Below are 20609 nucleotides of genomic sequence, written 5' to 3'. Positions count from 1 at the left end.
CGCCGTGGACGGCGCGTGGCGTGGCTCTCTGGCCGACGTTTCCAAGGCATACTATCATTCGTTATAACAAATAACAATCGCCGTTTCGGCTGAGGACGACGGCCCGTCGCGAGGCGAGCGCCTGGCGGTCCGAGGTGCGAAAATAGGCGGGTTCAACGATCCAGGAAGGGTGGGAGATGTCCCCAGTCAAAGCCGCCGGCGCGGCATCCGGCCAGGCGCGCACGCCCGTGAAGCCGGCGACGCTGCAGCCGATCGAGCGTGAAACCTTGTGGGATCGGGCCTATGCGGCGCTGCGCGAGGCCTTGCTGTCCGGCCGCTACGAACCCGGCCACCGCATCCTGTTGCGTGACGTCGCGGCGGAGTTGGGCATCAGCCTGACGCCGGTGCGCGATGCGGTGAACCACCTGGTGGCCGAACGCATCCTGCGGCGCGGCACGGGCGGCCAGGGCGGCGGCGCGGTCGTGCCGGAGGTCGACGCGACCCAGCTGCACCAGTTGCTGATCATGCGGGCCGAACTGGAAGGCCGGGCGGCCTACGAAGCCGCCGCCCACGCGACGCCGGAGGACATCGCGACGCTACGCGGCCTGCTGGCCGACATGAAGCGCCTGATCGACGTGGACGGACACCAGGGTTACCTGGAGGTCCATCGCCGCTTCCACTTCCATATCTATGCCCTGAGCGGCATGGACATCATCGAGGACGCCATCGAAACCCTGTGGCTGCGCTGCGGTCCGGTCCTGAACCTGGTGCTGCCGGAATACGTCCCGTACCTGAAACGCATGGACTACCACGCCGAAGCCGTCGAGGCCCTGGCCCGCAACGACGCCGACGCCACGGCGCGCGCCATCCGCTGCGACATCCTCGAAGCCGGCCACTATATCCAGGCGCTGCTGCGGCGCGGGCAGGCGTAGCGGCGCCGCGTATGGCAGCAGCGTTTCGACCGAATTGAACGAATCGAACGATTCGTATAAAATTCAAGCCAAGGATTGCCTGGAGGCAGAACCATGCTGACATTCACCGCCAACGATGCCAAGACCCGCTTCGGTGAAATGCTGGATCGCGTTCAACGTGAACCCGTGCAGGTCACTCGCCGTAACCGAGTAGTGGGGGTGATGGTCTCGCCCGAAGACTACGAAGCGATGCGCCAGTTCTATGCCAACCGGCTGCGCGGTACCTTGGCCGACACGGCGAAGTCGGCTGCGGAAGCCGGACTGACAGAACAGGAACTGGAGCGTCTGTTGGCGGATGAAAGCTGATCACGTCGTCATTGACACCAACGTATTGATCAGCGCTGCGCTTGCTCCCGCCTCCGCCCCGGCCAGGTTTGTCGATTGGGCATTGGCGCATGCCACTTTGCTGTTTTCGCCAAGCACGTTTGAGGAATTGCAAACACGGCTATGGCGGCCTAAGTTCGATCGCTATCTGACCTTGGAGCAGCGGCAAGCCATCTTGCACGACCTCGGCGCCGTGGCACTTTGTGTAACGCCGGCGAGCTCCGCACGCGTTTTCAGCCGCGATCCTGATGACGACAAGTTCATTCACTTGGCGCTTGCGGGCAACGCGGCATGGATAGTGACCGGTGACCAGGACCTGCTCATTCTGGAGGCCGTCGAGGGCGTCCAGATCGTCACGCCCGTCCAGGCATTGAATAGGCTTGCTGGCGGGTCCTGACTTCAGCCAGAGTCGATTTTCAGGACCTGACCGCGTCGCTACGTGGCGAACCCTGGGTCCAGCCGGTGGGCCAGGCGCAGGCAGGCCGCCCAGTCCTTCGCGCCGGCGGCGGCCGCGTCTTCGAAGGTGACCTGGGTGACGCCATAGGCGGCGACATCGTCGGGGATCAGCGTGACTTCGGCGCCGCCGGCCAGGGCGGCGATCTGGCCGCGGCAGGCCATTTCCAGGAACTGGTGTTCGACCATCGCTTCGCCCAGCGTGCGGCCGCAGACGAGCGCGCCGTGGTTGCGCAGCAGCGCCACGCGATGCGGACCCAGGCTTTCGATCAGGGGCGCGCGCTGCGACATATTGAATTCGAAGCCGCCGAAGGTGTGATACGCCAGCCGCTTGTAGAACTTGACGGCGTGCTGGTTGACCATCAGCAGGCCGTGCTTCTGCGAGGACACACCCATGTTGGCGGGGGTATGGGTGTGGAACACCGCGTGGATGTCAGGACGCGCCTGCAGGATGCCGGCGTGGATGACCAGCGCGCCGGCCCGCAGCGGCGGGCCGTCGTGCAGCGGCGTGCCATCCAGCGAATACTTGCGCAGCGAAGAGGCCGTCACCTCGTCGAACATCTCCGTGCCCTGCTTGGTCAGCAGGGCGTCCGGCTCGCCGGGCACGCGCACCGAAAGATGGTTGTAGGTAAGGTCGTTCACGCCCAGGTGCGCGAGCACCCGATGACATGCGGCGAGTTCGATCCGGGCCTGTTTTTCCGCGTCGGATATCGATGACATGGTGTCTCCAATGGTTGGGCCTTCCAGCGCGAGCCGGAGACCTGGTTGTCGCCGGCTCTGGCCGATATCGAGGTCAGTCGCGACTTTGTACCATCGAAGCGCGGAATACCCCGCGGAATATTTCCTTCGGAATCATCCATCCGGCAGCGCCCGCCTGTTGCGTGGGATCCGGCAGGATCAGTTGCAAGCCGTAGGGGCGGCGCCGTCTATTCGCCGTCGGGCTCGAGCAGCCGCGCGGCGCGCAGCGTCGGGGCGGCGCCGGCGCGGTGGTAGCCGATGACGCTGTTGACGCTGGCGTGGCCGGTCATCGCCATGACCTCGGCCAACGGCACGCCCTGGCGTCCCGCTTCGGTGACGAAACCGGCGCGCAGGCTGTGCGCGGCGTAGCGTTCGTCCAGGCCGGCCGCCGCGCAACGCTGCTTGACGATGCGCCGCACGGCTTCGCCGGTAAGCGCCTGGTCGCATACCGTGCCCCCGCGGCGCACGCGGCGGAATATCGGCCCGGCCGCGATGCCGGCGGCCCGCAGCCAGGCGTCCAGGGCCTGCGCCGCGCGGCCCGCCACCGGCTTGTACATGTCCGCATGATCCGCGCCGTCCTGCCTGGTCTTGGACTGGCGCAGCACATAGACATACCCGTCCTGCGTGCGCTGCAGGTGCTCCACGCGCGCGGCGACGATCTCGGACCGCCGCCGTCCGCCGCTGGCCCAGCCGAACAGCAGCATGGCACGGTCGCGCAGCCCGATCAGCGACTCGTCGCAGGTGTGCAGCAGTTGCTCCAGGGGCTCGCGCGTCAACGCGGGTTTCTTCGATGGCCGCACGCCGCGCCTGGCGTAGGCCGCGCGGGTGCGCGCCAGCAGGGTCTGTACGGCCCGGCTGCGGCAGGGATTCGGCAGATCGCGTGTGCGGTGCGCTTCGGAAAGTACGGCCAGGCGGTGCTGGATGGTGGACAGCGCCAGAGGACCGGTCCTGGCCTTTACCCGCAATCCGACCAGCGCGGTGTCGATGTCCGGCGGCAGTCCGTGCGCCAATCCGTGCTCGGTGGCATGCTGCACGTGATCGGTGATGAACAGCACCACCGTGCGTACCGGCACGGGCAGGCTGAACGGGGCTCCCAGGCGTTGCTCGTGCCAGGCCGCCAGATAGCGAACCGCGGCGCGGTATGAGGCGACCGTGTGCGGCGACGCACCTTCGCCCAGCAGGGCGCGGACTGCGTTCGCGCTGCGAGGGTCTTGTCCCCATTCGTAGTCGGACAAGGCCGCATGATCGTTCTTTATTGGCGTGCCGCGCATCGGCAATGCTTCCCCGTGCGGTGTGAAGATGGAGATCAGCCCTTGCCGTCGGATCGACGCGCATCGCGCGGCGGCTGCGGGCTGTTCGCCGGATTGGTGTCCAGCTTGCTGATGCTTTCGATACCCGCCTGCGTTCCCAGCGCGGACAGCTCCGCCACCACCGCATCGGCGGCACGCTCGCCATAGACTTCCTCTTCGTTCACGTACACCGTGAACACCCGCTGGTACTTCGCCTGCTTTTCCGGATTGCGTATGGTGTCCAGCGTCCATTGGTAGAGCGGGTAATCCTGCGTGCCGTCCTTTTCCGCCTGCTTGACGTATCCCGCGAAGGCGTCGTACTGCGACGTGATCGTCGCATGGTGCGTTCCCAGGACATCGCGCAGCCTGGCGAGCGCCGGCGTATCGCGGCCATCGCGGTAGGCGTCGGCCAATTCCTGCGTCACGTTCATCCGCACCTGGTACTGCCACTTGCTTTCCATGGATATTCCTTCATTGCCGAGGTTCAGCCGTCCGGCCATCTGGTGCCCGCCCGGTCCCGGCCGCAAAACGATAATCTCGCCGGCCGCGACGGTTTCTCCTGTCAACGCCGTAATGTTGACCTGATGCGTCACCAGGATCAGGGTCGGCCCCTGCCATGTATCGATGAAGCGTCGCAGCGCGGCCGTCTGGGCGTCGCTGTCGGCGGACGTGCGGAATTGCGAGTTCAGCACGGCCAGCGGGTGGACCGGGCCCATATCCAGTAATCGGGCGGTCTCCATGGTGCGGCACCATGCGCTGCTGTACACCGCGCCACCGACGCCACGGGCCTTCAGCGCCTGGCCCGCGCGCGCGGCTTGCTCGCGGCCGGCGGCGTTCAGGTTGCGCTGCGTACTGCAATCGTTCAAGCGAAAGCCGTCCGGGTCGCCCACGCCGGGGGCTTCCGCATGTCGCATGAGCGCTACCGCGCCTGGCCGCGACAGGGCTGTCCAGGCGTCCTCATCGGCATGGGCAAAGGCGCACAGCAGAAGGGAAGCCATGAAAAAGAGCCTTCTGACCATGGTGTCCTCCGATCGTTGGCCCGATGGGGCGGGTGATGCCGTGGCGTCGATTGTACTAAGGGGCTTCACGAAACCGGCGACCGGCACGGACGAAGTGACGCGTGCGGCGTGCTGCGCGCTGGCGGTCACTACCGCGCAACGTAGGTCCAACGCGGTTTTGCGGATACGCTCGCGGGTTTACCACGCCTCCGCATAGGCCTGCCGGCGCAAATCGGCCGCGGCCTCCAGCGCGCCATCGTGATATCGCACGGCCTTGATGGAGCCAAAGTAGAAGGGGTGCAGCGAATCTTCCACCACCTGGACGCCGGCATCGCGCAACAGGCAGACCGTTTCCCGCGGGAAGCCCGGTTCGCACATGAGCTGGCCATCCCGGCCTATGCTCCAGCGGGGCAGGTCCAGCGCCTGGGGCAGCGATATGCCGTCCAGCAGCACGTTGGAGATGCATTGGACGCCAGTAGTGGTCTGGCTGACGCCGCCGGGCGATACGGCGTAGAGCGCCGGCCGGCCATCCTGGAACACCATGTAGGGGTTCAGCGTATGCACGGGCCGCTTGCCCGGGGCCAGCAGGTTGTGGCGCGCGGGATCGATGCTGAACTCGCTGAGCCGGTTGTTCATCAGGATGCCCGTCGCGGGATCCACGCAACCGCTGCCGAAGGGCTGGAAGACGCTTTGCAGCATCACCAGGCCGTTGCCCTGGCGATCGGCGAGCACGATGCCCGCGGTGTCGCCGGGTTCGCCGCGCATGGGGCCCGGGACTGGCGTGGCAAGCACGTCGTCGCGCCATGGCCAATCCGCCTGGTCGTCGGCAACGCGGTCGTGCAGCCGGGACAGGCATGCGCGGGCGTTCATGACCTGCGCGTACAGCCGTTGCGCCCGCGGCAGGTGAAAGCTGCTTTCCAGTCTTGCCAGCTGCGCCAGCATGAGGACGCCGACGGAGTTCGGTGGCATCACCAGTGCTTCGAGCCTGCCGTATCGCTGCCTGACGGGTTCGCTCCAATCGGCGGCGACGCGACGCAGGTCCTCCTGTTGCAGCAGGCCTCCGGTTTCCGCCGCGAAGGCGCATAGGGCGCGCGCCACCGGGCCTGCATAGAAGCCTTCTTCCCCCTGAAGCGCGATGTGTTCCAGGGTTGCCGCCAGCGCGCGCTGGGGCCAGGGCGTGCCGGGCCGGCGGTCGGCGCCCTCGGCCTGGAACGCGCTGTCGAAGCCGGGCTGCGCGCGCACCTGTGGCGCCACCAGCTCCAGATTGCGCGCGATTTCGCTGGAGAACGCCGCGCCGTCGGCGGCGAGTTCGATGGCGTCCTCGAACAGGGATCGCCATGGCCGGCGCCCATGCGCACGATGCGCCTGGGCCCACAGGCGCACCAGGCCGGGAACGACCCAGCTGCGCGGTCCGCGCGCATCGATGGCATGCCCGAAAAGGGCGGGCGTGGCGCGGCCCGGCGCGATGCCCGAACCGTTCAGCGCGCGTGTTGTTCCGCTGGCGGCATCGTGCAGCAGCAGCATCCCGCAGCCGCCCAGCGAGGTCGCGTGCGGCAGCACCACCGTCAGCACCGCGGAAGCCGCGATCATCCCGTCGACCAGCGAGCCGCCGCGTTCCAGCTGCGTGCCGGCCGCGCGCGTCGCAAGATGATGTCCGGTCACGACGCCATGGCGGCGCCCGTACAGGCTGGCGCGCGGGCGCGCGGCTTCGGTCATCGCGAGGGCCTCATCGCAGATATCCCGCCAGGAAGGTGCCGGCGAAGCAGCCCAGGCCGCAGGCCAGCGGCAGCCACCAGGAGATTCCGGCAATCGGAGCGCCGCCGGCCCCCCGATGGTCCGCCGTGGAGACGCCCGCCGGAAAGGAGCCCGCCCGAACGGAATCGGCAGGGGGCAATTCCGCCGAGGGCCCGGCCAGCCGCTTCTGGACGTTAATGAAGAAGCGCTCCGAAAACTTGCGCGCCGCGCCGTCGATCAGGCGACTGCCCAGCTGCGCGAGCTTGCCATTGATCGTGGTTTCGGCGGAATACGCCAGCAGCGTGCCGCCCGGGATGTCGCTGAGGGCGATATGGATGCGCCCCTGGGCCGAACCCGCCATGCCGCCATTGCCGGCGCCGACCAGCACGTACGATTCCATATCGGTTTCGATCTCGCGTTGGAACGTGACGTCGAACGTGGCGCGCACCGGCCCCACGGCGCTGACCAGCGTCGCCGCGTAGCGGTCGCCTTCCACCGCCTGCAGCGCCTTGCAGTCCGGTATCGTCGCGCGCAGGAAGTCGGCATCGGCCAGCATGCGCCACACCGTGGCGCGGTCCGTGGCCAGCGTCTTGCTACCTTCTATCAGCATGGCTGTATCCCGTGTCCACGTGTATGCCGGCCAGCGCCAGGCCGCGATCGGCGATGCGCATGCGGTTGTTCAGCGAACGGAAACGCCCGAAGCTCCACACCACCAGGGGGCGTGCGAAGTCCAGCGCCGTCGGCCACTGGCGTGTGAAGGCGTCGTAACGGCAAGCCCAGGCCTGGGTGCGGTCGCTGATGAAGCGCACGCGCTTCTCCCATGCCTGCAACGCGGCGGGTACGTCGGAGGCGTCGCGCACCAGGGTGGCCAGCGCCAGCGCGTTCATCAAGGTCAGGCCCGCGCCCTGGCCCAGGGTCGGCGGCAGGCCGTGCGCGGCGTCGCCCAGGATGGCGACATTGCCCACGGCCCAGCGTGGGCAGCTGACCACGCCATAGGGATATTGCGTCGCGGGTGCTTGCGCGAGCACCTCGAACAGGGGCCGCAGCAGGGGAAACCGGCGCGACCAGTCGGCGACGTCCAGCGGCAGGCGCGCCGCGGCCGTGTCGGCGGCGGGCGCGACCATGTAGACATAGGTATGGTCCGGCCCGGCGGGGGTGACGCCTATGCGGCGGTTGCCCGACCAGTGCTCCACGGTCTGCAGCTCCCTGGTGAATTCGCGTGACTCGATCAGGAAGCGGTCTATCAGTGTTGGCAGTTCGGTGAAGCCGCCGCCGATCCCGAGCGACTCGCGTACCGCCGAACGTACCCCGTCGGCCGCCAGGATAAGGTCGGCGCGATGGCTGCCGTCCTTCGTGTGCAGTTCTCCGGCCCCGGCGCCGGTGACGCGCGAGCCGGTCAGGATTTCCACGCCGCTGTCGCGGGCGACGTCCCGCAGGCCTTCGATCAGGGCCTGGCGGGGAAAGGTGTGGACGCGCGACGCGCCGGTCAGCTGCCGTTCCTGCTTGACGCGGCCATCGGCGAAGCGTATCTGCGCGCGTTCCAGCTTGGTGCCGCGCGCCTCGATGCGCCGCATGACGCCCAGGTGCTCCAGGACCTCCAGGCTGTTGTTCTTGATGTAGATCCCGGCGCCGATTTCGCGGATCTCGTCGCCCTGCTCATGGACGCGGACGCGCCAGCCCTGGCGGGCCAGCAACGCGCCGGCGGCCAGGCCGCCGATACCGCCTCCGGCAATTTCTGCGGTGCGTGTCATGCTGTCCTCACTCGATCTCGACGACCATTTCCAGTTCGATCGGCATGTTGAACGGCAGCGCCGCGAAACCCACCGCGCAGCGCGCATGGATGCCCGCGGCGCCGAACACGGCGGTCAGCACGTCGGAAGCGCCGTCGATCACTTCGGGCTGGCGGAAGAAGTCGGGCGTCGAAGCCACCATGCCGAACAGGCGCACCACGCGCTTGACGCGCGACAATTCGCCGATTTCGGCCTTCAGCGACGTCAAGGCGCTGATGACGGCGTTGCGTGCGCCGGCCTTGCCTTCTTCGATGGAGACTTCGCCGCCCAGCTTGCCCTTATGCGTCTGTTCGGCGCCCTTGAAGGTGCCATGGCCGGCCACGAAGACCAGCTTGCCCGTGGTGACCGCGCCGGCATAATTGCCGACGGGCTGCCGGCGCTCCGGCAGTTCGATGCCGAGCTCGGCCAGGCGGGCTTCCGGCGTGGCGCCTTTGAGCGAGTTGAAGGTTTCGATGGACATGGCGGTTTCCTAAGGGTTGGATGATGGGTTGGATGCCGGCTTCGTCGCGGCGTCGCGTTCGCGCAGGAGGCGCAACTGCGTGGCCGCGCCGGAGGTCAGCAAGGCATGGATGGAGAACTCGTCGCGCAGACGTTCCGGATTCATTTCCAGCAAGGCCTGGCGCTCGTCGGGCGCCAAGGTGTAGCCGTCGCACCAGGCTTGCGGGTCGTCCAGGTAGCGGCGCGCGCTGTCGGGGTCGCTGCGCAGGCTGTACAAGGCCTGCACCAGCGGCACGCGCCGCGGCGGCAGCGCGGGGTAGATGAGGGGGTCGGTTGCGGCGGTCTCGGTCAGGTCCCAGGCCAGCACGCTGTAGGTGTGATGCCAGGACGGTTCGAAGGTGGAGATGAAAGGCTTGCGATTGCCCATCGCGCCCGCCGCGATCAGCGGCGCCCGCAACTCCAGGTTTCCCGTGCGGTCGAGCGCGGCATCGTCCAGGGCGAGCAGGGCGGTCAGGTTGCCGGCGCACATCTGCTCATGGAGCTGCCTGTCGGTGCCGACGTCGGGGTGCGGATAGTGCACGGTGCCCGGGTAGTGCGACAGGCCGCCGCTGGCGATCAGCAGCGCGCGGCGTCCCATGCGGGTGACGGCGCGTTGCAAGGCCTGGCCGAAGGCATGGCAGCGCAGCGCCGACGGCTGCGGCGGCACGTAGGCGTTCACGAAGATAGGCGTCAGCGGGACATCCCTGCCGAAGCCCATGAAGTCATAGGGAATCGTGAAGGCGGTCGGCAGCTTGGCTGCCAGGGTGAAGGCAAGGTCGAAGCCTTCTTCTTCCATGGCGCGCACCAGTCCGTAGCCCATGGACGGGTCCAGCGTCCAGTTGCCGCGATGCTTGTGCATGCCGTCCGCGCTGGCGGCGGCATGGACGCAGAAGGCCGGCACCGAATGCGTCACGAAGTGATCGCCGTGGTCGTTGGACAGCATGATGATGCAGTCCGGCCGCAGCGCGCGCAGGCGCTCGCCGGCCTGCGCCATCGCCGCGCGGACGCGTTCGACCTGGTCCAGGTCTTCGGTGTCCGGACGCGACAGGAATTGCGGCGCGTGCGGCACGCAGGCCACGCCGACGATGCCTGCTTGCTCGGAAGGATTCATGTGGATTCCTCTATGGTGGTCTGGATGGCGGCGACGATGCCCTGGTAGCCGGTGCAGCGGCAGATGTTCCCGCACAGCTGCTCCCGTATGCCGGCGGGGCAGGGGGCCTGGCCGCGCGACACCATGTCGTGGGCGGTGATCAGCATGCCCGGCGTGCAGAAACCGCATTGAAGGCCGTGATGACGATGCATGGCGTCGCGCAGGCGGTGCGCCAGATCGTCGTCCAGGCCTTCGGCCGTGGTGATGGCGCCGCCGCCGCAGCCCGCGGCCAGCGTCAGGCAGGCGCGCACCACTTCGCCATCGACGATGACGTTGCAGGCGCCGCAGACGCCGTGTTCGCAGCCCAGATGCACGGACGTCGTGCCGGCCTGTTCACGCAATGCGTCCGCCAGGCTGGCGTGAGGCTCGACTTCCAGCGTCACGGCCTTGCCGTTGACCAGCATGTCGACGTTGATGCGGCTTTCAGTCATGGCGATACTCCAGCGCCTGTTCGATGGCGCGGATCAGATTGACGGCATGGCGGTAACGTGCGACGGGTGTTTCGTCCGGCAGCAGGGCGGCGATTTCGTCGGCGGCCTGCCGCGACAGCTGGCCGGCATCCGGCCGGCCCGCGTCGAGCAGCGCGGCGCACCCGGCCAGTGCACGGGGCCCGGTGGAGGGCGCCATGATCCAGCAGGACCACTGTCCCGAGGCGCGCCGCAAGGCCACCGCCGACGTCGTGGCGTATTCGCCCGCCCTGTGCATCAGCTTGGATCGGCCCCAGGCGCTCAGGCCGGCATGATCCGCGTCCAACGCGATGCCCGTCAGCAGTTCGTCGATCTGGATATCGGTGGTCAACGGTCCCAGGATGAAGTCGCGCAGGGCGATGTCGCGCCGGCCGCGCCGGCTGCGCACCTCCACGCGGGCATCCAGCGCCGAAAACAGCAGCGGCCAGTCGCCAGCGGGATCGGCGTGCACCAGGCTGCCGCCCACGGTGCCTTGCGTGCGCACGGCGGGAAAGGCAATCTGCGCGGCATGCGCGGCCAGCAGCGATGCCAGCGGCGTATCCGGCGCGCCGCGCGCCAGGTCCGCATGCGTCGTCATCGCGCCAATTGAAATGCCATCTTCTGGAATGCCATCGTCGCGTGCTTGCTGCCCGCGCAGCGTGGGTACGCGCTTCAGGTCCAGCAGCACGGCCGGCCTCGCCAGGCCGTAGCGCATGGTCGGCAGCAGGCTTTGCCCGCCGGCCAGGATCTTGGCATCGCTGCCCAGCGCCGCGAGCGTGTCCAGCGCCTCGTCCAGCGACGCGGGCGCGCGGTAGTCGAAATAGGGGAGTTTCATCGCGCCTGCTCCCCGGCCAGCCATTGCGCCAGCAGGTAGTCCGGTTCGATCGGCGTGCGGTCCACGGCCACGTCCCGTTCGCGCAGCGCGGCGCGTACCGCATTGGCGATGGCGGCCGGCGGCGGCACCGAGCCGCCTTCGCCCATGCCTTTGACGCCAAAGGCGGAGAACGGCGAAGGCGTGCAAAGGTGAATGATCTCCATGGCCGGCACTTCCATGGCGCTGGGCACCACGTAATCGCCGAAGGTCACCGTCTGCGGCTGCCCGTCCTCGTTGTAGCGCATGGCCTCGTACAGCGCCTGGCCTATGCCCTGCGCGACGCCGCCGATCACCTGGCCATCCGCGATCAGGGGATTGACCACGGTGCCGCAATCTTCCACCACCAGGTAATCGGTGATCTCCACGAAGCCGGTATCGATATCGACTTCCACGCGCGCCGCATGCACCGCGTAAGAGAACGTGCCGGTTTCCACGCTGGGCCGGTAGAAGGCCTGCAGCGACATGCCCGGCTCGATGTCCTTGGGCAGCTTGTGGATCTGCACGGTGGAAATGCGCGATATTTCCGCCAGGCTCAGGCACCCGTGCGCGCCGTGCAGCGCCGCGCCGCGCAGTTCCAGGGCTTCCGGCGCATCGCCCAGGTTGGCCGATGCGATGCGGCGCGCCTTTGCGATCAAGGCGTCGCAGGCCTGCGCCACCGCGCCACCGCCCATGACAATGGATCGTGACGCAACCGTACCCATGCCGTAAGGCGTGGCGGCGGTATCGCCCTGGCGTACGCGGATATCGCCGATGGGTATGGCGGTGATCTGGGCGGCGATCTGCGCGTAGCTGGTGGCGTGGCCCTGGCCATGCGCCAGCGTGCCGACGTCGATCTCCAGCGTGCCGTCGCCGTTCAGGATGACCCGCGCGGCCTCGTGCCCGTAGACCGTGGGTGATCCACGGCGAAACCATTCCTCCGAGCCGTGTCCCGCCTGCTCGACCAGCATGGCGTAGCCGATGCCGGCACGGCGGCGCGCGCCCGCGGGCTGGCGTTCGTGCCAATGGGTCCGCACATGGCGCGCCGCTTCATCCACCGCCTGGCCGTAGTCGCCAGAATCGTAGGCCAGCCCGGTCGCGGTGACGTAGGGCATCTTCTCCGCCGCGATCAGGTTGCGCCGGCGGACCTCCACCGGATCCATGCCGAGGTAATGCGCGACTTCGTCGACGATGCGCTCCATGGCGAAGCAGCCGCCCGGCCGGCCCACGCCGCGATAGGGGCCGACCGGGCTCTTGTTCGTGTAGATGCTGACGGCCTGGTAGCGGTAGTTGCGGATGTCGTAGGGCCCCAGCATGACATTGGCGGCCATATTGGCCTCGATCGCACCGGTGGACGTCTTGGCGCAATACGCGCCCGCGTCAACGATGAATGTCGCGTCGATGGCATGGATGCGGCCGTCATCGTCGAACCAGGCGGCGATGTCCTGGTCGTGCTGGCGGCTGTGGTTGCTGGCGACGAAATGCTCGTAGCGGTCTTCTATCCAGCGCACGGGCCGATCCAGCTCCATGGCCAGCGCGGTCAACAGCACTTCTTCCGGGTATAGATTGCTCTTGGCGCCGAAACCGCCGCCCACGTCGGGGACGATCACGCGCAGGTCGCTTTCCCGCAGGCCCGGTATCTGCGCGGCGATGAAGCTGCGTATCAGGTGCGGCCGCTGCGTCGACAGATGCACGTGCATGGCGCCGCTGGCCTTGTCGCGATAGGCCAGGCAGCCACGGCCTTCCAGCGGGCTGGCCAGCACCCGTTCCATGGCGAAGCGGCGTTCGATGCGATGCAGTCCCGCGCCGTCGCGCGCCGCGGCTTCGATGCGGTCGAAGTCGCCTATCGTGCGCGCCGCGCGCATGATCAGGTTGGACTGCAGGTTTTCATGCAGCGGAATGCCCGGATGTTGCCATTCCGCGCGGGCGTGAAGCACCGGTGCCAAGGGTTCGATATCCAGCGTAAAGGATTCGGCCCAGCGTTCGGCCTGGGCGCGCGTGGGCGCCATGACCAGCGCCACGGGTTCGCCCACGAAGCGCACCTTGCCGGTGGCCAGGAGCGGGTAGGGCGCGCCATGGAATCCATCGCGCAGCAGCTCGGCCTTGATGGGCAGGGCGAGTCCGTCGAAGTGCCGGGCCAGCCGGATGTTCCCGGCGGGAACGTCCTCGCCCGGATGCACGGCCTTCAGCACGCCGTGCGCCACGGGGCTGCGCACGAAGGCGATTTCCAGGCAGTCGCGCACCGCGATGTCGGCGATGAAGGCGGCGGCGCCGGCCAGGTGGCGCGCGTCCTCCCTGCGCGGCACGCGTGCGCCGATGATGCCTGTTGCGGTGCCGGCCTGCTGTGCCGGTGCTTCTACGCTGTGCATGGGCTTACTGGTCCACGGTGACGTTGCCGGCCTTGATGATGGCGATCCATTTCTGGCTATCGGCCTTCATGCGATCGGCCAATTGCTGCGGCGTGCCGCCGGTGGGAACCAGGCCCAGGTCCAGCAGCCTTTTCTGGATGTCCGGCCTGGCCAGGATGCGATTGACGGAAGCGTTCAACTTGTCGACGACGTCGTCGGGCGTCTTTGCCGGCGCCAGCAGCACGAACCAGCTGGCCATATCCGTATCCGGCAGGCCGAACTCCTTCAGCGGCGGCACGTCGGGCAGGGTGGGGAAGCGCTTCGGCCCGGCAATGGCGAGCAGGCGGATACGTTGACTGGTGATCTGCGGTTGCGCTGGAGCCAGGTTTTCGAACGAGTAGTCGACTTCGCCCGAAGCCAGCGCCACCACTTCGGGTCCGCTGCCCTTGTACGGAATATGCACGCCTTTCAGGTGCTCCACCTGGTTCAGCCACTCGCCGGCCAGGTGCAGCGTGCTGGCCGTGCCCGCCGAACCGAAGGACAGCTTGTTGCTGTCGGAACGCTGATGCGCGATCGAAAGAAACTCCGTCACGGTCTTGGCCGGCATGGTGGGGCCGACGACAAGGAAGGCCGGCACGTCCACGAGCCCGATGACGGGCCGCAGCGAGCGGGCCGCGTCGTAGTTGAGGTTCTTGTACAGATAGGCGTTGTTGACGACGGACGTGGTGGCCAGCAGCAAGGTGTGGCCGTCCGCGGGCGCATTGATCACGAAGCGCGTAGCGATCTGGGTGCTGCCGCCCGGCTTGTTTTCGACGATGAAGGCCTGGTGGTATTCATCGTTCAACTGCTGCGCCACCACGCGGGCGACGATGTCCGACGCGCCGCCGGCCGCGAACGGCACGACGATGGTGACCGGGTGATCCGGATAGGCGGCATGCGCGGCACCCATGCCGCTGGTGATCGCCGCCGCCACACACGCCGCGCGGACCACCGCGGCGACCCTGAGCATGCCGCCCAGCTTTGGAATACTGATCATTAACTTCCCCTTGAAGTATACGTTGAGTCTATAAAGTATACGAAAAGGGAGAATAATATCTGAGCGTGCTAGCATGTCAAGAAAAATCTGGCTCACCGTGAGTCGCGATATTCGGAAACTCCATGGCAACCATCGCTGAAGGCCCGCGGTCTTCAACCGTCGGCGCGGAACCGCGCGCCGCGCGCTTACCCAATGTCTATGAGGCCCTGTTCGAACAGATAGTCACCGGCAAGCTGCGCGCGGGGGAGCGCCTGTTGATCGACGAACTGGCCGAACGGTTCGGCGTCAGCAAGATCCCGGTGCGTGAAGCCCTGAAGGCGCTGGAAGCAAAAGGCTGGGTGGAATCGGCGCCACGCCGCGGCACCTATGTGCGTCGTCTGTCGATGGGCGAACTTCACGAACTGTTCGAGCTGCGGCAGATCATCGAGCCGGAGATCACCGCCATGGCGGCCCACCGGCGTCGCGCCAACCATCTGCAGCAGTTGCTGGCGCTGGTGGAGGAAGGCGAGCGAGCGGTGGACCTGAGCGATTTCGTCACCAGCTCACGGGTCAATTCGCAGTTCCATACCGTGATCGCGCAGGCCGCGGATAACGCGCTGGCGTTCTCGGTGATCCAGGAGCTGGAACTCAGGCTGTGCCGTTATTTCTTCGTCGCCGAGTGGGAAGAGCGCAAGGAATCCATGCGCCAGCACCAGCGGCTGTACGAAGCGATCCGCGCGCAGAACGCCGACGAAGCGCGGCGCCTGACCATTGCCCACCTGCGGCATACCGAGGCCATGGCGACACGCTCCATATCGGCGCAGCGCACGCCGGAGCTGGCCGACTGACCTTAATCGCCTATGGTGTTGCGGAGGACGCCCAGTCCTTCGATGCGCGCGCTGACGACGTCGCCCTTGCGCAGATAGCGGGGCGGCACCAGGCCCAGCCCCACGCCCGAAGGCGTGCCGGTGGCGATGATGTCGCCCGCTTCGAGCGTCATGCCGGCCGACAGCTGCGCGATGATGTCGGGGATCTTGAACAGCAGATCCGCGGTGTTGGAATCCTGCCGGCGCTCGCCGTTCACATCCAGCTGTATTGAAAGCGCATGGGGGTCGTCGATCGCCTGCTTGTGCACGATGCATGGCCCCATCGGGCAGTGGCTGTCCAGCGCCTTGCCCTTGAACCATTGACCATGTGCTTTCTGCAGGTCCCGCGCGCTGATGTCGTTGATGATGGTGTAGCCGAATACGTGGTCCATCGCCCGCGCGGCGGGAATATTGATGCCCGCTTTTCCTATCACGACACCCAACTCGACTTCGTAGTCCAATTCGCGCGTGACATCCGCGTGGGCGGCGATGGCCGCGTCCGGCCCGATCACGGTGGTCGGCGGTTTGGTGAAGACTTCGATCACCTTGGGAAAGTCATGCGGATCACGTCCGCGTGCGCGATTGCCCTCCACAATATGCTCGCGATAGTTGCGTCCGATGCAGAAGATATTCTTCGCAGGCCGGGGGATGGGCGCGAGCAGCCGGGTATCCGCCAGGCGCGCGGTGTAGGCGGCATTGCCGGCCTGTTCGCGCAAGAGCCTCTCGACCTCGCGCAGGCCGTCCGGGCCCAGTGCGATCAGGTCGCCGACGTCGCTGGGAGCGGTGGAATCATCGGCATGACGCCATGCGGATGTGAGGTCGAACAGGGTATCCGGATCCAGAAGGACGCCCAGGCGATGGGATGAACCTGCAAAGGTGACGAATTTCACGATGGTCCACGGGAGTAAGGGATCAGCGAATAAGTATACTATTTATCTTATAAGTATACTTAATGGCCGGTTCGGGCCCGCGCGCTGTCCAGGGATCGAGGCCTCCGACCTTGCCGTCGGACCGCGGATGAGCTGGAAGCCCGCGCCATTCGTGGGCCTTGCCAACGGCGGCCAGCACGCGCGAGGAGCAAGGAAAAGCGACGTATATACTGGTTATCCATACAGTATCGACCGACGCCGATGTCACGCTATCCAGCGCTCTTCCATAAAGAGCTTCGCGCATTGTGGGATGCGAATCCCTGTCCCGAAGTACGTCGGCTGCTTTGGGAAATCGCGCGTCTGCATGGCCGGCTGGTCGACGCCTACGATCTGATCGGACGACTGCGCGAGCAGCAGATCGATTACCAGGCGTCGATATGCCTGATGAATATGCGCGTCGTGCTGGAAGCCGAGCCTTCGGTCAGGCGTGAACTGGCGATACGCCAGCGCGACGCCGCACGTCGGGAGGCTCAGCCCAGGCCGGTCATCAGCACCGTCATGATGCCGCCCATCGAAGGTCCGCCTTGGCCTTACCCGCGCCAGCTCAGGACAAAAAAGCGCAGCCGGCGGTAAGGGCCGGGCGCCAGGCTTCAGCTGACACCCGTCGGCCCTTCGATGATCCTGCGCACCTTCTTGACCAGATCGTCCGGCAGATAGGGTTTCTGGATCACTTCGAATTCGGACCCGCCCATGTCCGTGCGCTCGATCGAATTGTCGGCGTATCCGGTGGTCAGCAGCACCTTGAGCCCGGGCATCAGTTGCCTGGCTTCCCGTGCAAGCATCACGCCGTTCATGCCGCCCGGCATGATCATGTCAGTGAACAGCAGGTCGAACGAGCGGGCGGTTTCCAGTATCCGCAGCGCTTCCCGCGCGTTGCGCGCCACCTCCACGCGGTAGCCGTAATCCTGCAGTACGGCGCGTCCCAATTCGGCCACGTCGTCGCGGTCTTCTACCAGCAGGATGGATTCGGTGCCGCCTTTCATCTGACCGGCCGCGGCCTTAGTGCGGCTTTCGGGCGCGCGCTGCTCCGCCGGGAAATAGAGCGCCACGGTGGTGCCCACGCCTTCTTCGGAGGTGATCCTGATGCTGCCGCCGGATTGCTTGACGAAACCATAGACCATGGACAGGCCCAGGCCCGTGCCCTTGCCGACGTCCTTGGTGGAGAAGAACGGGTCCAGTGCCCGCTTGCGTATGGCTTCCGGCATGCCGTGGCCGTTGTCGGCGATCTCCACGCAGACATAGCGGCCAGGCAGCAGCCCATCGTGGTTGCGGCTGGCTTCTTCATCCAGGATGACGTTGCTGGTCGTGGTCAGGATATGCCGATCCGGCATCTGCGCCACCGCGTCGCGCGCATTGTTGTAGACGTTCAGTAGGGCGACTTCCGCTTGCGTGCTGTCCACGCGCACGTTCCACAAGTCGGGCGCCAGCCGGTGTTCGGCGTGCACGTCGCCCAGCGTGCTGTCCGACCAGAGACTGGAAGAGCGGATCAGGGTGTTCAGGTTGATGACGCGGCCTTCCAGGTTCTGCTTCCTGGAGAACGCCAGTAGCTGCTGGGTCAGTACATGAGCCGCCTTGGCCGCGCGGCTGGCGTTGTCCACGCTGCGCAGCACCCGTTGCGTGTCGACGGCGTCCTTGTCCACGCCGCGCCGGACAAGCTCGATATGGCCCAGCATGACCTGCAGCAGGTTGTTGAAATCGTGCGCGATGCCGCCGGTCAGTTGCCCCAGGGCCTCCATTTTCTGTGCCTGGCGCAGCGCCTCTTCAGCATCCCGGCGCCGGCTGATGTCCAGCTGGGACGCGAAGAAATACGCCAGCTTGCCGGCCTCGTCATAGACTGGCGAGATGAAAAGGGCGTTCCAGAAGCTGGAGCCGTCCTTGCGATAATTGATGAGCTCCAGCGAAAGCTCGCGCGCATTGGCGACAGCGTCGCGGATCTGCGAGACGGCTTCGGGATCGGTTTCGGGGCCTTGCAGGAATCGGCAGTTGCGCCCCAGGATTTCCTCCGCGGCATACCCCGTCATCCGGATGAAGGCCTGGTTGGCGAAAACGATGGGATTGTCTGGCTGCGCGGGGTCGGTCACCAGCATGGGCATGCGCGTGGTCTGTACGGCCGCGAAAAAAATGTCCTTGCCGGGGGGGATCGTCTTGCCGATCTTGCCCTCGATCGGCGTATGGTCCTTTTGCGCCATGATCATCGAACTCCAAATATCGCCGGCAGAGCATGCAACTTGCATGCCCGGCGGCCGGCACGCGCGATGCTGCGGATCTGCGACCGCATATAGCCGGGAGCCATCATGCCGACATTGAAAACCATCGCCGAGTTCGACCACCAGGTGACGGGGGTGACCGTCACGCCGGACGGCCGGATATTCGTCAATTTTCCGCGCTGGACGGAGGACGCCCCGATATCGGTGGCCGAAGTCCTGCCCGATGGCGGGCTACGGCCTTACCCGGATGAGGAATGGAATGCCTGGCGCAACGAAACCGCCTTCGAGAAGTCCCTGGACCAACATTTCGTCTGCGTTCAGGCCCTCTATGCCGATGGGCGCGGATCATTGTGGGTAGTCGACCCGGGCGCGCCCGGCAACGAGCGCGTGCTGCCGGGCGCGCCCAAGCTGGTCTGCATCGACCTGGCCAGCGATCGCGTGCGCCGGGTCATCCCCGTGCCGCCGGACGTGGCCAGGCAGGGCAGCTATCTGAATGACATGCGCTTGAGCCCGGATGGCAAAACAGCCTATCTGACGGATTCCGGCGCCGAAGGCGCCATCGTCGTGGTCGATGTGGAAAGCGGCGTGAGCTACCGTACCCTGGCAGGCCATCCGTCGACCCAGCTGGAGAAGGACGTCATCGTCGAAGTCGACGGCGCGCCCCTGCGACGACCCGACGGCCGCCAGCCGATGTTCGCTTCCGACGGTATCGCGCTTTCCAACGACGGCGCCACGCTGTACTGGCAGGCCCTGACCGGGCGCAGCCTGTATTGCGTCGATACCGCGCTGCTGGGCAAGGACACGCCCCGGGAACGGCGCGAGGCCGGTGTGCGCAAGCTCGGCGAAACGCATGTCAGCGATGGCCTGTTGATGAGCGGTCGCGACACGCTGTACCTGACGTCGCCGTCGGACAATGCGGTCACGCGCTGGACGGACGGCAAGGTCGAACGCTTGGTGCAGGATGCGCGGTTGCGCTGGCCCGATACCATGGCGGAAGGGCCTGACGGCGACATCTACGTCACCGCCTCGCATATCCAGGACACCTATTGGTTCAAGCCCGGCGCGCCGGCGGCCGTGCGCACCGCCTTGTTCTGCTTTTCGCCGGAAAGCGCCGGCTGATCGGCGCGGCTCGCCTCCGCCAGTTGCCGCAGGATCTGGATGGCGGCGCGAGTCACGCGGGTGGAGGGCCGGGCGATGGGGGTGGCCAGCACGATGCAGCTGGAGATCGGCGCGGGGCCTATTCTCGACGCCTGGATGTCGCCACCCGCGGCATAGGCCGCCAGGGCGCCTTGCGGCAGCACGGTATGGCCGATGCCGCGGCGGACCAGCGTCATCAGGGTCTGCGCCGAGCCGATCTCCACGATCGGTTGCAGGAACAGGCCGTAGGGCTTCATCACCGTATCCAGCAGGACGCGCAGCGCGTTGGGCTCGGGCGGAAGAATCAGCGGATGGTCGACCAGCGTGCGCGCCCGCACCCGTGCCGGCAGGCGGGGCCCGCTGCCCGCCGCGACCAGGAAGAGCGGTTCGCGCAGCAGCACCTCGCAAGCGAGCTGGGGCGACGCGGGCGGATCGAACAGCAAGGCGGCGTCCAGCCTCCCGGCAATCAACCATTCGCGCAGATGGATGGTCAGGCCTTCCTGGACCGACAGCGCGACACGCGGGAATTCCTTGCGGAAGAACTGCACCAGCGGCAGCGTCAGGGAGCGGGCCAGGCGTGGCGGCAGGCCGATGTCGAGGCGTCCGGTCGGCTGGGCCTGCAGGTCGACGAGCTGGTTCCTTGCCTGCTGCGCCAGGTCCAGCATGGCGCGTGCATGGGGCAGCAGCGCCTGGCCGGCTTCGGTGGGCGCGACGCCGCGGCCGGTGCGTTCCAGCAGGCGCTGCCCCAATTCCAGTTCCAGCAAGGCGATCTGCCGGCTCAGGCTGGGCTGGCTGAGGCCGACCTCCGCCGCGGCGCGGGTGAAGCTTCCCGCCTCGCAGACGCGCACGAAGTAGTCCAGCCGCTGTATATCCATGCCCTTGCTCGCTCCAGTCATAGAAGAACCGCA

At 66.8% G+C, this 20609-nt stretch carries 21 protein-coding genes; 6 read left to right on the top strand and 15 right to left on the bottom strand.

All coding sequences use genetic code 11. From position 1 onward, the window contains the following. The first annotated feature begins 176 nt into the window (after positions 1 to 176). The 3 genes from CAL12_RS14790 (at position 177) to CAL12_RS14780 (ending at position 1671) form a co-directional block, all read left to right on the top strand. Positions 177 to 911 (top strand): GntR family transcriptional regulator, encoded by a 735-nt coding sequence (locus CAL12_RS14790; RefSeq protein ID WP_086065180.1) that lies wholly within the window; start codon positions 177 to 179, stop codon positions 909 to 911. Positions 912 to 1004: 93 nt separating this feature from the next. Beyond that, positions 1005 to 1256 (top strand): type II toxin-antitoxin system Phd/YefM family antitoxin, encoded by a 252-nt coding sequence (locus tag CAL12_RS14785; RefSeq protein ID WP_086065179.1) that lies wholly within the window; start codon positions 1005 to 1007, stop codon positions 1254 to 1256. Next, complete coding sequence (locus CAL12_RS14780) at positions 1246 to 1671, top strand: putative toxin-antitoxin system toxin component, PIN family (RefSeq protein ID WP_086065178.1); 426 nt, start codon at positions 1246 to 1248, stop codon at positions 1669 to 1671. The genes CAL12_RS14785 and CAL12_RS14780 overlap by 11 nt, the downstream gene beginning before the upstream one ends. Positions 1672 to 1709: 38 nt before the next feature. Here CAL12_RS14780 and CAL12_RS14775 read toward each other — a convergent pair whose 3' ends face one another. The 12 genes from CAL12_RS14775 to CAL12_RS14715 form a co-directional block, all read right to left on the bottom strand. Next, the gene (locus CAL12_RS14775) at positions 1710 to 2447 is read right to left on the bottom strand and encodes a class II aldolase/adducin family protein (RefSeq protein WP_086065177.1); all 738 of its coding nucleotides are present in this window, start codon (positions 2445 to 2447) and stop codon (positions 1710 to 1712) included. Positions 2448 to 2653: 206 nt separating this feature from the next. Continuing rightward, positions 2654 to 3736 (bottom strand): site-specific integrase, encoded by a 1083-nt coding sequence (locus CAL12_RS14770; RefSeq protein ID WP_198298247.1) that lies wholly within the window; start codon positions 3734 to 3736, stop codon positions 2654 to 2656. A gap of 35 nt (positions 3737 to 3771) precedes the next feature. Further along, positions 3772 to 4752: a histidine phosphatase family protein gene (locus CAL12_RS28700; protein ID WP_332458208.1), complete on the bottom strand. Its 981-nt coding sequence runs from the start codon at positions 4750 to 4752 to the stop codon at positions 3772 to 3774. 198 nt (positions 4753 to 4950) lie between these two features. Beyond that, positions 4951 to 6468 (bottom strand): gamma-glutamyltransferase family protein, encoded by a 1518-nt coding sequence (locus CAL12_RS14755; RefSeq protein ID WP_086065176.1) that lies wholly within the window; start codon positions 6466 to 6468, stop codon positions 4951 to 4953. 10 nt (positions 6469 to 6478) lie between these two features. Next, entirely contained in the window at positions 6479 to 7096 is a 618-nt protein-coding gene (locus CAL12_RS14750; RefSeq protein WP_086067892.1) for a CoxG family protein, read from the bottom strand. Then, positions 7080 to 8237, bottom strand: a complete 1158-nt coding sequence (locus CAL12_RS14745) for an FAD-dependent oxidoreductase (protein WP_157793003.1) — start codon at positions 8235 to 8237, stop codon at positions 7080 to 7082. Before CAL12_RS14745 ends, CAL12_RS14750 begins: the two co-directional genes overlap by 17 nt. A gap of 7 nt (positions 8238 to 8244) precedes the next feature. Continuing rightward, the gene (locus CAL12_RS14740; protein WP_086065174.1) at positions 8245 to 8736 is read right to left on the bottom strand and encodes a RidA family protein; all 492 of its coding nucleotides are present in this window, start codon (positions 8734 to 8736) and stop codon (positions 8245 to 8247) included. Between the two features lie 9 nt (positions 8737 to 8745). Then, positions 8746 to 9864 carry a hypothetical protein gene (locus CAL12_RS14735; RefSeq protein ID WP_086065172.1) on the bottom strand — a complete coding sequence of 373 codons (1119 nt, stop codon included), beginning with the start codon at positions 9862 to 9864 and terminating at the stop codon, positions 8746 to 8748. Beyond that, entirely contained in the window at positions 9861 to 10334 is a 474-nt protein-coding gene (locus CAL12_RS14730; protein WP_232464518.1) for a (2Fe-2S)-binding protein, read from the bottom strand. The genes CAL12_RS14735 and CAL12_RS14730 overlap by 4 nt, the downstream gene beginning before the upstream one ends. Further along, entirely contained in the window at positions 10327 to 11184 is an 858-nt protein-coding gene (locus tag CAL12_RS14725) for an FAD binding domain-containing protein (protein WP_157793002.1), read from the bottom strand. The genes CAL12_RS14730 and CAL12_RS14725 overlap by 8 nt, the downstream gene beginning before the upstream one ends. Continuing rightward, positions 11181 to 13568: a xanthine dehydrogenase family protein molybdopterin-binding subunit gene (locus tag CAL12_RS14720; RefSeq protein WP_086065168.1), complete on the bottom strand. Its 2388-nt coding sequence runs from the start codon at positions 13566 to 13568 to the stop codon at positions 11181 to 11183. Before CAL12_RS14720 ends, CAL12_RS14725 begins: the two co-directional genes overlap by 4 nt. Positions 13569 to 13572: 4 nt before the next feature. After that, on the bottom strand, positions 13573 to 14583 hold the full coding sequence (locus CAL12_RS14715; protein ID WP_157793001.1) for a Bug family tripartite tricarboxylate transporter substrate binding protein: 1011 nt from the start codon (positions 14581 to 14583) through the stop codon (positions 13573 to 13575). Between the two features lie 122 nt (positions 14584 to 14705). Here CAL12_RS14715 and CAL12_RS14710 point away from each other — a divergent pair, with 122 nt between their 5' ends. After that, entirely contained in the window at positions 14706 to 15410 is a 705-nt protein-coding gene (locus CAL12_RS14710; protein ID WP_086065164.1) for a GntR family transcriptional regulator, read from the top strand. A gap of 2 nt (positions 15411 to 15412) precedes the next feature. On the opposite strand, the gene CAL12_RS14705 is transcribed toward CAL12_RS14710, so the two are convergent. Then, positions 15413 to 16318: a fumarylacetoacetate hydrolase family protein gene (locus CAL12_RS14705; RefSeq protein WP_086065162.1), complete on the bottom strand. Its 906-nt coding sequence runs from the start codon at positions 16316 to 16318 to the stop codon at positions 15413 to 15415. Between the two features lie 240 nt (positions 16319 to 16558). On the opposite strand from CAL12_RS14705, the gene CAL12_RS14700 reads away from it, so the two are divergent. Next, entirely contained in the window at positions 16559 to 16930 is a 372-nt protein-coding gene (locus CAL12_RS14700) for a hypothetical protein (RefSeq protein WP_157793000.1), read from the top strand. Positions 16931 to 16947: 17 nt separating this feature from the next. Here the strand turns inward: CAL12_RS14700 and CAL12_RS14695 are convergent, their stop codons facing one another. Then, positions 16948 to 18546: a histidine kinase famiy protein gene (locus CAL12_RS14695; protein WP_086067890.1), complete on the bottom strand. Its 1599-nt coding sequence runs from the start codon at positions 18544 to 18546 to the stop codon at positions 16948 to 16950. A gap of 105 nt (positions 18547 to 18651) precedes the next feature. On the opposite strand from CAL12_RS14695, the gene CAL12_RS14690 reads away from it, so the two are divergent. Next, entirely contained in the window at positions 18652 to 19683 is a 1032-nt protein-coding gene (locus CAL12_RS14690; protein ID WP_086065158.1) for an L-dopachrome tautomerase-related protein, read from the top strand. On the opposite strand, the gene CAL12_RS14685 is transcribed toward CAL12_RS14690, so the two are convergent. After that, entirely contained in the window at positions 19608 to 20576 is a 969-nt protein-coding gene (locus CAL12_RS14685; RefSeq protein WP_086065157.1) for a LysR family transcriptional regulator, read from the bottom strand. The two genes, CAL12_RS14690 and CAL12_RS14685, sit on opposite strands and share 76 nt — an antisense overlap. Between the last annotated feature and the right edge of the window lie 33 nt (positions 20577 to 20609).

Origin of the sequence: Bordetella genomosp. 8 (assembly GCF_002119685.1) — a bacterium.
Taxonomy (GTDB): Bacteria; Pseudomonadota; Gammaproteobacteria; order Burkholderiales; family Burkholderiaceae_B; genus Bordetella_C.
The sequence above is the reverse complement of the archived record's forward strand: the minus strand, read 5'-3'. Positions and strand labels throughout refer to the sequence as shown.